The sequence below is a fragment of the Rothia endophytica genome (assembly GCF_039543885.1).
GTDB classification, from domain to species: domain Bacteria; phylum Actinomycetota; class Actinomycetes; order Actinomycetales; family Micrococcaceae; genus Rothia; species Rothia endophytica.
Genome location: NZ_BAABKP010000001.1, coordinates 113,678 through 126,423, shown reverse-complemented (window position 1 = coordinate 126,423; position 12,746 = coordinate 113,678). Strand labels below are relative to the sequence as shown.

General features: G+C 57.4%; 12 protein-coding genes. 4 read left to right on the top strand and 8 right to left on the bottom strand.

Features of this window, described 5'->3' with window-relative positions:
• The 7 genes from ABD982_RS00565 to ABD982_RS00535 all read right to left on the bottom strand — a co-directional run bounded on the left by ABD982_RS00565 (position 1) and on the right by ABD982_RS00535 (position 8,479).
• The gene (locus ABD982_RS00565; protein ID WP_345443369.1) at positions 1 to 1,095 is read right to left on the bottom strand and encodes a putative glycoside hydrolase; all 1,095 of its coding nucleotides are present in this window, start codon (positions 1,093 to 1,095) and stop codon (positions 1 to 3) included.
• A gap of 56 nt (positions 1,096 to 1,151) precedes the next feature.
• The gene (pelF, locus tag ABD982_RS00560; protein WP_345443366.1) at positions 1,152 to 2,891 is read right to left on the bottom strand and encodes a GT4 family glycosyltransferase PelF; all 1,740 of its coding nucleotides are present in this window, start codon (positions 2,889 to 2,891) and stop codon (positions 1,152 to 1,154) included.
• Between the two features lie 41 nt (positions 2,892 to 2,932).
• Entirely contained in the window at positions 2,933 to 4,198 is a 1,266-nt protein-coding gene (locus ABD982_RS00555) for a hypothetical protein (RefSeq protein WP_345443363.1), read from the bottom strand.
• A 347-nt stretch (positions 4,199 to 4,545) separates the two neighbouring features.
• Complete coding sequence (locus tag ABD982_RS00550; protein ID WP_345443360.1) at positions 4,546 to 6,846, bottom strand: FdhF/YdeP family oxidoreductase; 2,301 nt, start codon at positions 6,844 to 6,846, stop codon at positions 4,546 to 4,548.
• A 32-nt stretch (positions 6,847 to 6,878) separates the two neighbouring features.
• The gene (gene fdhD / locus ABD982_RS00545) at positions 6,879 to 7,760 is read right to left on the bottom strand and encodes a formate dehydrogenase accessory sulfurtransferase FdhD (protein WP_251379569.1); all 882 of its coding nucleotides are present in this window, start codon (positions 7,758 to 7,760) and stop codon (positions 6,879 to 6,881) included.
• Positions 7,747 to 8,058: a DUF6457 domain-containing protein gene (locus ABD982_RS00540; RefSeq protein WP_345443357.1), complete on the bottom strand. Its 312-nt coding sequence runs from the start codon at positions 8,056 to 8,058 to the stop codon at positions 7,747 to 7,749. Before ABD982_RS00540 ends, fdhD begins: the two co-directional genes overlap by 14 nt.
• 85 nt (positions 8,059 to 8,143) lie before the next feature.
• Positions 8,144 to 8,479, bottom strand: a complete 336-nt coding sequence (locus ABD982_RS00535) for a DUF2218 domain-containing protein (RefSeq protein ID WP_345443354.1) — start codon at positions 8,477 to 8,479, stop codon at positions 8,144 to 8,146.
• A gap of 279 nt (positions 8,480 to 8,758) precedes the next feature.
• On the opposite strand from ABD982_RS00535, the gene ABD982_RS00530 reads away from it, so the two are divergent.
• From ABD982_RS00530 to ABD982_RS00520, 3 genes are all read left to right on the top strand, one after another.
• Complete coding sequence (locus ABD982_RS00530; protein WP_345443351.1) at positions 8,759 to 10,231, top strand: NCS2 family permease; 1,473 nt, start codon at positions 8,759 to 8,761, stop codon at positions 10,229 to 10,231.
• A 207-nt stretch (positions 10,232 to 10,438) separates the two neighbouring features.
• Complete coding sequence (locus ABD982_RS00525) at positions 10,439 to 10,630, top strand: hypothetical protein (RefSeq protein ID WP_345443348.1); 192 nt, start codon at positions 10,439 to 10,441, stop codon at positions 10,628 to 10,630.
• Positions 10,631 to 10,659: 29 nt separating this feature from the next.
• Positions 10,660 to 11,082 (top strand): YchJ family protein, encoded by a 423-nt coding sequence (locus tag ABD982_RS00520; protein ID WP_345443345.1) that lies wholly within the window; start codon positions 10,660 to 10,662, stop codon positions 11,080 to 11,082.
• Between the two features lie 34 nt (positions 11,083 to 11,116).
• On the opposite strand, the gene ABD982_RS00515 is transcribed toward ABD982_RS00520, so the two are convergent.
• Positions 11,117 to 11,986, bottom strand: a complete 870-nt coding sequence (locus ABD982_RS00515; protein ID WP_345443342.1) for a spermidine synthase — start codon at positions 11,984 to 11,986, stop codon at positions 11,117 to 11,119.
• Between the two features lie 72 nt (positions 11,987 to 12,058).
• Between ABD982_RS00515 and ABD982_RS00510 the strand changes: the two genes are divergently transcribed.
• Positions 12,059 to 12,670: a GNAT family N-acetyltransferase gene (locus ABD982_RS00510; RefSeq protein ID WP_345443339.1), complete on the top strand. Its 612-nt coding sequence runs from the start codon at positions 12,059 to 12,061 to the stop codon at positions 12,668 to 12,670.
• The last annotated feature ends 76 nt before the right edge of the window (positions 12,671 to 12,746 follow it).

The following is a 12,746-nucleotide window of genomic DNA, read 5'->3' as shown; positions in this document are numbered from 1 at the left end:
CTAGTTCCAGGTATAGCGGAAGATAACCCCGCCGTGGGCGGGGAGCACCAGGTTGGACGGTGCGGGGCCGGAAGCTGAAACTAGGCCGGGAGGCAGGGTGAGGGTGCCGGACTTTTTGGGACCGAGGTTGATAGCCGCCCAGCCCTGGCTGAAACGGCGCACCCAAGCTCCTTTGCTCATCACAGCGTCCCCGTGCGGGGTACCCAAATCCCACGCCAGTTCTTCTCGCCAGGGTGTGCCGTTGTGGGCGTCATGACCCCCGGCGCTCAGAGCAGACCAATGTCCGGCGCCAAAGACCCAGAAAGCGGCGAGTGCTGCTAGAAAGTTGGGGTGATCATCCTGCCCGTCTGTGGACGCCCGCAACAGGGTCAGCCGTGGGCTATGCACCCCCATCTCATGAACCTGACCGAGACTAACGGGGTGGTGGTTGCCCATCATCTGCTTCATCTGTGCCAGAGCAGAGGGTTGGTCGAGGAAGTCTGTAGCTGACCAGCCCAAAAAGACCTCTTCAAAACCCCCACCGTAAGCGCTGTGACGCTCCCACTTACCCGGTGTCTCACGAGATTCTGCGATGTTGGGTACCAGAATTTTCCCCCCGGCATTCAGTGCCCGCCCGGCATCTTTCACTAGGCGGTCTAAGCCGCGGTGAAATTTTTTCACGTTGCGAGCGCCCTGGATGGGCAGGTTAAGGCCGTAGTAGTCCCCGTGGATATCGTTATCCGCCATAACCCCGTCAAAGGGTGAGCCAGCAAGCTCGGTGGTCACATTGCGCACCCAGTGCCAACGGTAGCTTGGGGACCACACCTGCATCTGGTAGTGCCCAGGGTAGCCAGTCCACTCAATGAGCTCCCCGTTGGAACGGCGGGCAAACCACTGTTCCCCCGATTGTTCCACTTGCTCTGCCTCAGCGTAGGAAACACCTGAGGTATAAGGGCCCTCAGTCTCATAGCTTCGGGTAGAGGACAGGCACTTATAGCAGAGCACCGTTATGGCAGGGTTAAGCTCCTTCAGCCGCGCTGCGGCGTAGGTCTGCCGCGGCTGAAGAAGAGCTACGGAGTAGTGCTCAGCAGCAAATTTAATTTGCTCCTCTGTCACTGGCTCTCCTCCGTAGCGTACCCACAGGCCCCTGCTTGCTGAATTACCCAGAGCCATTAGCTAACGGTAGAAGGAGCGGCGAGCAGACTGCTTCCCAGCCCGCGTTCCAGAAGAGAAATCTGCTGTTCGCGCTCATCAGAGGGGATGCTACGCACCCCGTCAATGGACATACCGGCGTGCTCCGGCTTGGGTTCCATCTTGCCCAGGTCACGGTAAATCATGTTGTAGCGTTCCATTACGGTGTGTAACTGGAAGAACTGCTGGACGCGTTCACGAGCGTTGATGCAGAGCTGCTCGTAGAAGGCAGAGTTATCCATGATGCGTTGCAGTGCCTGCGCAAACCCTTCTGGGTCACCTGCCTGGGTGAGAATGCCGCAGCGTTCAATCATCTCGCCGTTATCAGCTACCAGGGTGTCATCAATCAGCTGAGACATGCCGCCCACGTCCGAGCCAATCACGGGTATAGACGCGCTCATGGCTTCCAAAGCCACAATCGGCTGGCCCTCGTTGTAGCTGGGCATGACCAGTGCATCGAATTCACCCAGCTTCTCGCGCACGTTCACGGTGCCGTGGAAGGTGATGTAGTCTTCTAGTCCCTTGGCGGCGATTGCCTCGCGGCACTCGTCGTAGTACCAGGGCACGTGCTCGGTGGGGCCCAAACAGTCAATGTGTAGGTTGTAGCCCTGGTTCTTGAGGATGCCCACCGTATCGATGAGGTCAATGAGGCCCTTAATGGGCACTACACGGGCGATAAAAACGAACTTCCAGTGATGGTTCTTGCCCTGGAGTTCAATCTTTTCGCGCGCAGTGCGGCGTAGCGCGTACGCTTCGTTCACATCCGAGAGCAGCATACCGTTAGGGAGAATCACCGACTTTTCCTCTAGACCGTGCAGCCCCTTCGCCTCGTCAATTGCCTTGGGGTAAAGGTAGGTAATCAAATTAGCGCTGGGATAGCAGAAACGGCCCATCTGAATCCACCAAATGACCCAGGCGCGCTGCTCAGGGGTGAGGTCAAAAATGTCCTCATCACCCACAGCCACCGGGAGGGACATATTGCGATCCAGTAGGGTGTTGACGGTATCACGCACATAAAGGTTGTGTTCGGTCAAGAAGAAGCTGGTGCCGTTATCGCGGGCTGCAGCCGCACCAATCACCGAGGCGTAGCCGGTGGTATGGGCGTGGTAAACCCGGGCGTAGGGCATACGCTCGTGCAAGAGGGCGTAAGCCAGCGAGAAGAAGGTGCGAACCAGCCAGAAGGCTTCCGAGAAGCTCATACCCGGGAGCTTCATGCGGGTAAAGAAGACCTGCATGAACTCTTTGGTGCCCAGTAAAGCCCACCCGGGGTATTCCCGGTTCTTTTCGGAGAACATGCGGTCGTAGATCGACCAGAGGGGGTTAGGATCAGCGTCCTCTGACAGCGCCAGCAGAGCGTCAATAATTTCGTTGCAAGCAGCGGTTCGCTGCTTAGAGTTCATTTTCAACTCGCGCACCGGCAGACTGAAACCGTCGCGATGCTCATCAAGGCTGATGTAAATGGTCTTAACCCACAGCACGTTCTGGGGCATACCGTAGAGGTCTTCACTCGGTGAGTTGCTATCCCAACAAATGTGGATAATTCCAAAGGTGATATCGGGGTTGGTGGTGATGATATCGTGCACCACAGCCGACACTCCGCCCTTCAAAAAGGGGTACGTGGATTCCATGACGATTGCTACGTCAACATCGGGGTAGTTAAGGTCGGTGTACTTGGGCCCGGTCTCGGGCAGGATCAAATCTTTGTATATATTCTCAGTCATAATTGTTCCCCTCAACAATCAAAATAAGCGGTGCTAGCGATTTACCAGGCGACGGCGTGACGCCAGAAAAGGTCATAGGCCGGAGTCTTCCAGGTGCGGCGGAAGGCCATATAGCTGACCGTAACGAGTAGAAGTTCACCCACCATAATGGCGAAATAGGCGTGGGTGCCCGGGAATAGCTGGAAGGCAACCCCACAGATGAAGAGATGGGCTAAGCCAATAAGCTGGGGGGCGGTGTGCGACCCCAGGTAATCAATCTGGTAGCAGAAGACCGTTACCGCCAAGAAGAGCCAGGACGAAACAATCACGGTGAGTGCCAGGGAGAAGGATTCCGGAGATAGGAGAAACATGAGTACAGCAACGATAACGGAGCTAATGCCAGCAATCATCAGGGTGCGGCGCGTTGAATCAACCACGCGGTTTTCAACCTTGGTCGAGTAGCTCTCAACCTGCTGGTAGCCCTTGCTCTCAATGATGGTGCGCAGGTGACCAACAGCGCGATCCACCTTGGTGGCTTCGGCTGCGAAAAAGTAGTTGTAGGCAATCACGGCGGGGGCAAGACCCATGTAAACCGCAATGACGTTCATGGTGCCGTCCAAGGTGATGAACAGGAGGTACTTATCTGCCCAGAGCACAGACCCCAGTAGGAAACCGCGTAGCATCTCTCGGGCAACCACATGATAATCAAGACGCTTGAAGGCAACCAAGTGACGCAGGTGCCCGCGCAACACAAAGAGCATAACAAAGATACCCATGACCGGGGGCAGGAACCAGACGGCAGGGAAGGCAAGGAGTGCCAGGGCGTAAGCCAGCCAGGCAAAAGCCCAGGTGTTACGGCTATCGGTTGGCAGATTAGCAATCACCAGCAACTGGCTGAAGAGCATGTTCAAAAAGCCCAGAACCAGGAAGGCCAACAGGGTGGTAAGGCTCCAGTTTAAAGCAAAGAAGAAGGGCAAAGAGAAGAACAGAAGAGCCGGAAGGACCGCTAGGCTAGTAGTAATCCAATACTCAGCGAACCTGCGCATGCAGGCGTTCATTTCGCGCTCCCCCAGGAGGTCGCCCATAGCGCGGTAGACCGGCAGGCAGACGCTCTGCGACATCCAGGGCACCGTAATAGCAACCGCCAGGATGATTTGAGGTAGCTCCACGCCACCCACCATGATGCCAGCCATACGAGGGGTCACCAGGGGGAAGATGGACGTTAGAAGAATAACCGGGGATAGGTAGAGAACAAACTGGTAGAGAAAGCGAGCTTTCTTATGTCGATATTTTGATTTTTGGGTACCTGAAAGGAGCGCTGTAGACAAAAATCTAGTCTCTCTGGTAGTGCGAACTTGTCACAGGCAGATCCCTGCACTGCATTCTCAAGACTACTTCGCACCGTGGCTAGAAAGACCCCTCATTAGGAACGTATCTACTAATCAGAGCACAAGTAGCGACAGTTTGACCTTAACGACCATCAAACACCCCACACATTCGCACACAAAAGAAGAAAAATACTCATCCATTTAGGGGACACCACGAAAACTGCCGCCTGACATGGGAAAGTGTTGACAGCCACTATCACCAGTCTTCACAGACTCACCCCCAGCAAAAAGAGCAGACAAAAGCCCCGTACCTCACAGAGGTACGGGGCAATTCTTAAGCGACTCGGTTAGTCAGCAACCCTGCCCAGCGGCTCCAAGCGCACCACCACCGACTTGAAGACCGGGGTATTAGAACGCTTAGCAGCAGAATCCAAGGGCACCAGCACATTACCCTCCGGAAGGTAGACCGCACAGCACCCGCGAGCGTGGTCATACTCAACCACCCGGAAGTTGGGGGCGCGGCGCTCGCCGTCCTCCCAGACCGACACGATATCGACCATAGAGCCGTTGACCAGGCCCAGAGCTACGATATCATCGCGGTGCATAAAGACCACGCGACGGCCACCGTGCACACCGCGGTAGCGGTCATCCAACCCATAAATAGTTGAGTTGAACTGGTCGTGTGAACGCACGGTCGAAAGTAGCAGGTGGCCTTCTGGCACCTGTAAGACGTTAGTTTCATTGACCGTCAGCATGGCCTTGCCGGTAGCCGTATTGAAGACACGCTCACGGGGGCCGTTAGGCAGGTAGAAACCGCCGGGCTTTTCGATGCGCTCGTTATAGCGATCAAAGCCGGGGATGGTGCCCTCAATCGCATCACGAATGACGCCGTAATCATCAATCATGCGCTGCCAGAAGTCATCCCCGAAAGTTTCCCGGCCCACCGAGCAGATGATGTCTACTTCTGACTTGAGGTTTAGGTCCTTGTTAGCGGTGCGGTGGCCTTGGGAGGCTGAAACGACGCCGGCAGAGTTCTCTACCGTAATCTTCTGCGGACCGGACGCTCGTTCATCCACATCGGTGCGCGCGCGAACGGGTAGAATCAGGGACTTCTCGCCGGGGTAGGCGTGGGATCCGTTGGGCTTGGTGGAGAGGTGCACCGTCATTTCCTGCTGGCTCATTGCCTGTTCACAGGCGGTGGTATCTGAAGCAACGCGCACCAGGTTACCCCCAAGAGACATGAAGAACTGGTTATCACCATCGCGCATCTGGCGCAGGGCATCCACCGTGTCAAGACCGTGTTCGCGGGGTACGGGGAAACCGAAGTAATCTTCGATGGCTTGCAGGTAGGGATCTGGCATCTTCTCCCAGATACCCACGGTTCGGTTGCCCTGCACGTTGGAGTGACCGCGGAAGGGCGAGCTGCCCGCACCCGGCTTGCCGATGTTGCCGGTCAGGAAGAGGAAGTTCATCATCTCGCGGATGGTGTTGACCGACTCGCGGTGCTGGGTGACGCCCAGCGTCCAGGCAACGATGGCGGTCTTGGCAGTCTCTACCATATCCGCGACCTTCGCAACCTGAGAGGCAGAGATACCCGAGCCGCGTTCAAGCTCAGCGTCATCCAGGTTGAGCAGGTGCTCTTTAACCTCATCGAAGCCAGAGGTGAAGCGTTCAATAAAGACGTGGTCAATCGCGCCCCGGCGGATGAGCTCCTTGTTGAGCTGCTGGAAGAAGGCGCGGTCACCGTCCAAGCGTACCTGCAGGTACTCGTCCGCCAGTTGCTCGGCCTTGAACATGCCTACCGGCGATTGCGGTTCCTTGAAGGCCATCAGACCGGTTTCGGGCATGGGGTTGAGCACCACCATTTTGCCGCCGTTTTCCTTCATCTTCTTGAGGGTGGTCAGCGAACGTGGGTGGTTGGTGCCGGGGTTCTGGCCCACCGAGATGAACAGTTCGGTGGTTTCCATATCTTTCATGGTGACCGATGCCTTGCCCAGGCCGGCGACTTCTTTGAGGGCGACCGCGGTGGACTCGTGGCAGAGGTTGCCGCAGTCGGGCAGGTTGTTAGACCCTAGACGGCGTGCCAGCAGCTGGAAGCTGTAAGCAGCCTCGTTGGAGGCGCGGCCCGAGGTGTAGAAAACCGCCTTGGTGGGGTCGGTCCTTTTGAGCTGTTCAGCAATCAGCGAGAAAGCGCGTTCCCAGGTGATGGGGCGGTAATGGTCGTCCCCGTTGGAACGATCGTAGAGCAGGGGCTCGGTAATGCGGCCCTGCTTACCCAACCAGTGGTCGGTCTTATCGCGTAGCTCGGTCACGGTGTGCTTCGCCCAGAATTCGGGGGTTGCGCGGTCCGGGGTGGTTTCCTCTGCGATAGCCTTAGCGCCGTTCTCGCAGAACTCCACGATGCCCAGATCTTGCTGGTTAGGTTCTGGCCACGCGCAGCCGGGGCAGTCAACACCTCCGGGCTTATTCATAGTGATAAGGGGTAACAGACCACGAGCTGGTAGGACATGCTGCATAGCGTGAACAACGCCGCCAACACCGGCAGCCGCCTTGAATCTTTTACTAATACGGGGGCCGTCAAAGCGGGTGGCTTCTTTGCTCACACGGCTCACGGTGGGAATTTTGTCGTTTTTGGGTAGCGTCGTCATAACCCTCAGTCTATCGCCAGTGGTCTAGATTACTAAGACTGGAGGGTGCTGTCATCCATTTCTCCGGCATAGAGATTAAAACGGTTCTCGCGGGCAAAGGCAATGAGGGTAAGCCCAGCTTCGCGAGCCAGATCTACGGCAAGAGAGGACGCCGCCGAGACCGTAATCAGGGCAGAGAAACCAGCCATAATCGCCTTCTGTACCAGCTCAAAGGAGGCCCGGGAACTCATGACCAGGATGCGCCCATTGCTTTGTAGGCTATCTTCGAGCAGAAGGTGGCCAATCACCTTATCTGCCGCGTTATGGCGGCCAATGTCTTCCCTGGCCACCAAAAAGGTGCCATCTTCTTCAAAAACAGCCGCCGCGTGAATGCCACCGGTCTTGCGGAAAAGAGTTTGGTGCTCCCGCAGCTGCTCAGGTAAGGAAAGTACCAGTTCAGGGGTGAGCTTGATCGGTTTAATCTGCCGGTAGCTCTTTTCCATGATGCTCTCGATAGAACCAGATCCACACACCCCGCAGGCAGAGTTGGTGATAGTCAGGCGAAGGGGCGAAGCCGTGGTGGAAAAAAGTGTGGAACCCGCGCTGCCGTCGTCCTTGGACGCCGGGGGCTGGTAGGTGCTGTTGATATCAAGCACGTTGTAGGTGTTCTGCCCATCTGGGCCGGCACCGGCGCAGTAGCGGGCGGTACTGATATCGGCGGCCGAACGAATCTGCCCCTCAGAGTGCAGAAACCCGTGCGCCAGTTCTAGGTCATGGCCGGGGGTGCGCATGGTGGTGGTGACGGTGGCGCCATTGACCCTGATTTCTAGGGGCTCTTCAGCGGTGATAGCATCGGCCCGGCGGTCTTTGCTGAAGCTACCATCGGGCTTACGCACGTACTTGGTGGCAGCGACCGAGCGGTTAAGCCTGCCCATTCTCGTGCTCCTTCACTAGTTTTTCAACCGCGTCAATATGGGCAAGGATACTGGCGGCCAGCTGCTCAGTGTCGACTTCAGAGCCTGCGCGTGATGAGTTCTGCCCTGCGGCCAGGCCCACCAGAAAGGCGGCTAGGGGCGCAGCCGGGCGCACTACCCCGTGCGCCACATGCTTGGTGAACCCTAAAAGATGCGGCAGGGTCTGCTGGATAACCTGCGGGTCAATCTCTAGCCGCTGCGCTACCTGTCGCACAAATTCCCGGGCAAGCACTAAATCTTGCGGGTTTCTCTCGCCCATGAGCCCTCATTCTTTAGCCCGATACTTACCTCAGAAACACTACACCGAGGGTGAGAGCTAGCCCAGAGAACCACAGCCTTCATCGCTAAGCTGCTAAGAACTCAACTTTCAGCTCATCGCGCTCACCGAAGCGTTCTAAATGGCGCGCCAGTACGTCAGAGACTCGTGTACAGCTCTCAGCACTCGGAGCGTGCACCACCATAACCACTTGGGGCACGCCGTCCTGCACGAGCACGTCCCCGTATCCACTAAAAACACCGTCACGGTTGAAGGTCAGACGATGCCCGCCCTCAATCTCTTCAACGGGCAACTTATTGCCCATGTGCGAGACCAGTTGCTTAGCATACCGGGCGGGCCGGTCTGTAGCTACCCGTGAGCGGGCAGTGTGATTCATTTCGGCAACGGTAGGGTAATCGGACACAGTTCCTCCTCTGAACTTAGGTTTACCTAACCACCCTACCGCGAAGCGTGGAAAAAGTCGGTATTGCCTCAACCAAACCTCACCCATGAATCGCACTCAGCAAACCCCCACCCCAGCCCTCCTCTAAATTAGACTCAGCTCACAGTTAGCACTGGGCCGCACCAATGACCTCTGGCGTAGACTAAGACAGTAACTTCAGCGCCGACCTTGCCCCAAGCAAGAGCCCGGCGCTTCATCATTTCTGGGCACACACCCACGAGTATCTACGGATTTTCACGAATGTCTTCTGAGAACACCGCGGCTCACAAAACCGCACCCGCCGCCCCCAAAAGCGCGCTCGACCGCTACTTCAAAATCACTGAACGCGGCTCCACCCTAGCCACCGAATTCCGCGGCGGCCTGGCAACCTTCTTCGCCATGGCCTACATCGTGGTGCTTAACCCCCTGATTCTGGGCCTGGGCCCAGACGGCGCCGGTAACACCCTCGGCGTTGAACGGGTAGCCGCAGCCACCGCGCTCATCGCCGGCATCCTCACCATCATCATGGGCCTCTGGGCTAAGCAGCCCTTCGCCATGGCAGCAGGCCTGGGCGTGAATGCACTTTTGGCATCCACCATCGCCACCAACCCCAACCTCACCTGGCCACAAATCATGGGCCTGGTCGTTTGGGCAGGTATCATCATGGGCATTCTCGTGCTCACCGGCTTCCGCCGCGCTGTTTTTGACGCCGTGCCCGAATCCCTTAAAACCGCCATTGTGGTGGGTATCGGCCTCTTCATCTCCCTCATCGGCTTGGTGAACGCAGGCATCGTGCGTCGTATGCCTGATGCCGCAGGTACCACCGTGCCCGTCTCCTTCGGCGCCGGCGGCCATCTGCAAGGTTGGCCCATCGCCGTCTTCCTCTTCGGCCTCTTTCTCACCATCGCCCTCTTTATCCGCAACGTACGCGGTGCCATCCTCATTGGCGTGGTCGCATCTACCATTCTGGCAGTGGTTCTAGAAACAGTCTGGCCTTCAGGCTCATCCATGGACTCAGCCACCGGCTGGTCCCTCATGGTTCCCGGCATCCCGAGCCAGTGGGTCGGTCACCCCGACCTTTCCCTCATTGGTGCAGTTGATATGACCGGCGCCTTTGCCGGCAGCTCACTCGGTTCACTGGGCGCCACCATGCTGATGTTCGCTATTCTTCTGGCCGTCTTCTTCGACGTCATGGGAACCTCCGTAGGCCTGGCAACCGAAGCTGGCACCATCAAGGACGGGAAAATCGAAAACATCGACCGCGTGCTAATCATTGACGCCGCCGGTTCCGTGCTCGGTGGCGGCTCCTCTAGCTCGGCACACCAGATTTTCGTAGAGTCAGCCACCGGTATCGGTGAAGGTGCCCGCACCGGTTTCGCCAACATCGTCACCGGCACCCTCTTCCTGCTAGCGGTCTTCATCTCCCCCTTGGTCTCCATCGTCCCCTTCGAAGCGGTTGCCCCCGCCCTAGTGATCGTTGGCTTCCTCATGGTTCGCCAGGCGATTCACATTGACTGGACTGACTGGGGTCTGGGCATCCCTGCCTTCCTCACCATCATCATGATGCCCTTCACCTACTCCATTGCAGACGGTATCGGTGCCGGCTTCGTTGCCTTCACCTTCATCCGCATGATTCAGGGCCGCGGGCGCGAAGTGCACCCCATCATGTACGTTGTCTCAGCCGCCTTTTTAGTCTTCTTTGGCATGGGCGTCATCGAGGGCTGGATACGCTAACCTGCCCCTCGCTAGTTCTAGCGACCAGATTTCTCTCACATGACCACATATTCGCTGGTCAACTGAGGGAAATCTGGTCGCTTTTATAAGCAGGGTTAAAAATTCCCAGAGGGTAGGCTTTCCACCCTTAGACGGCAGATACGCTTTACTACCGCCTCTGCCCCATGGGTCTACACACTCATCTCAGGAAAGATAGTTTTAGCCTGGATGAGCTTCCCCCTGCACCCCCTCTTCTTTCATCTACCCGTGATTGCCGTTCCAGTGGTTGCGCTGATGACGCTCGTTCTAGCTCTTGTTCCCCTATGGGCTCCCCGCTGGGTAGTGCCAGACTTCATTGTTTCCACAGTCGTGCTCGCCGGGCACGAAGGCGCTGTACTAGTGTGCATTAAGGAAGCCTAAGCCCCTCAGCCTAGGTTTTAATAGAAAACATGACTGATCTTGACACCCGCTGCCCCTGCGGCACCGGCGAAACCTACGGCGCCTGCTGCCACCGCTACCATGCCCAATACGATGCCACCGGCCAGCTAACAGCGCCCACACCCGAGGCCTTGATGCGATCGCGCTTCACTGCCTTTGCTGTGTCCGAGGCCCCCTACCTGCGTGCCACCTGGCACCCGAGTACCCGGCCGGCGTCCTTAGACCTGGACGAGACCCTGCGCTGGTACCGACTAGATATTCTGGGCACCAGCGGTTCGGTCTTTGAGACCACCGGGACCGTACATTTTGCCGCCTACTACCGCTCTATTCCGGGCACTGCTCCGGACGCACGAGTCAAGGGAGTGCAAGAAGAGAACTCCCGCTTTGTTAAAGAGACCGGTAGCTGGTTCTACCTGGATGGGGACATGGTCTAACGCCCCCTAGTGAAGGTACCTTGAGCTCAGACTTTTAGACGGGGTCGTGGCGCGGGGACGCTGGCCGGGCAAAGTCTCGCACCCAGGCGTCATCCTTGTACTGAGCCGGCACCCCGCCGCCCAGCAGACGCTTAGAAATCGCGGCAGTCACGGCTTCACCTTCAAGAGGCAACGGCGAGTGAGAACCGGCAATAATGATGTTGCCGCGGCGGCGCCCCTTCAGCATGGCGGGGTCGGCCACCGCAGCGGTGTGTTCGAAGACCCGGGAAATCGCGGCGGCTTCAGCCCGGGCACCAGCTAAATCGCGGTTATCACCACAATTAATGATGTAGAGCCCACCAACATCCAGGGTTTTGGCCGCCATTTCAGTGAATTCAAGAGTGGTTAGCGGGGCGGGGGTGATATAGCCAGAGAAGACATCACGAATGATGACATCCCTCGAAGCTGGCGCTAGGGTCGCGGTGACAGCGCGCGCCTCCCCCACCCTAATTTTTACCAGGGGTGCCTTGGGTAGCTCGAACCATTCACGCACGTAATCGGCGAGTTTGGCGTCCAGCTCAACCACGGTATTACGGGAGCTGGGGTAAACGTCAGCCAGGTAGCGTGCCATAGAGCAGGCTCCGCCGCCCAGGTGGGTGATGCGCAGTTTAGCGGGGTCCAGATGAGCATCCACATGGGGTTCAATGACGGCAGCTAGCCAGCGCATGTATTCAAAGTCCAGCGCGCGGGGGTCACCCAGTACAATGTGGGAGCTTTCCATGCCGTTGATTTCTAACACCCAACCGTTGGGGGTGTAGTCGTCCTCAATGAGCTCGGCGGTGCCGGTTGAGATCTCGTAGACGCCCTCAACGGGGCCACCTTCAACCTGCTGTTTTTTCTTAGGAGTTCTTCTGCGTTTAGCCACTCCCCCAGTCTAGTGCGCACTGGCGCATAGACTGAGGGAGAACAATATGACCTTGGTGAAAGGACGGCAGGTGTGGGGTTTGCAGTAGAGGGCAGGTACGTACTGGCACCGGTGGAGCCAGCGGACGCGCAGAAGTACGTGGACCTGCAGCTGGACTGCTTAGCAGAGACCTATAACGAGCTAGTGGACGCCGGTTTTGGCGAGCGCCAGCGGGCGGAACGTGACAGCTGGCTTAAGGAATTTGATCAGAACATTACTGCGCCGAAGGTGCGGGCTTTCTTCGCCTATGAGAACCCGGCATGGCAGCCGGGTGCACCCCTGTCATGTGCGATGGGCGGGGCTGTGGACTGGGAGCAGCCGGTGGGTTTCGCGCTTTCGCGGCCCGGCCCTCTGGAGTGGGAACGCCGTATAGGGCTGCCCCTGGTGCCCGAAGGGACGCGGGAGCTGACCCACCTCTATACGCGGGCATGCACGCACGGCACCGGTTTGGGGGCAGCTCTCTTTGATGCGGTGCTCTATGAGGAGGAGCCTGCCTATCTCTGGTATATCAAGGGTAACGAGAGGGCAGTGCAGTTTTATGAGCATCGGGGTTTTACTCGGGATGGTCGGTTTGTTGACTGCCAAGGTGCCTGGGGTGATGCTGTCACCGGTCGCATGTTTCGCGGGGTGAAACCGCCAGCTTAGGGAATTCTAAGGATGATGCGGGCATCCCTCATCTTAAGTAATTACTTTACTATGAAAATAATATTTGAGATGATGA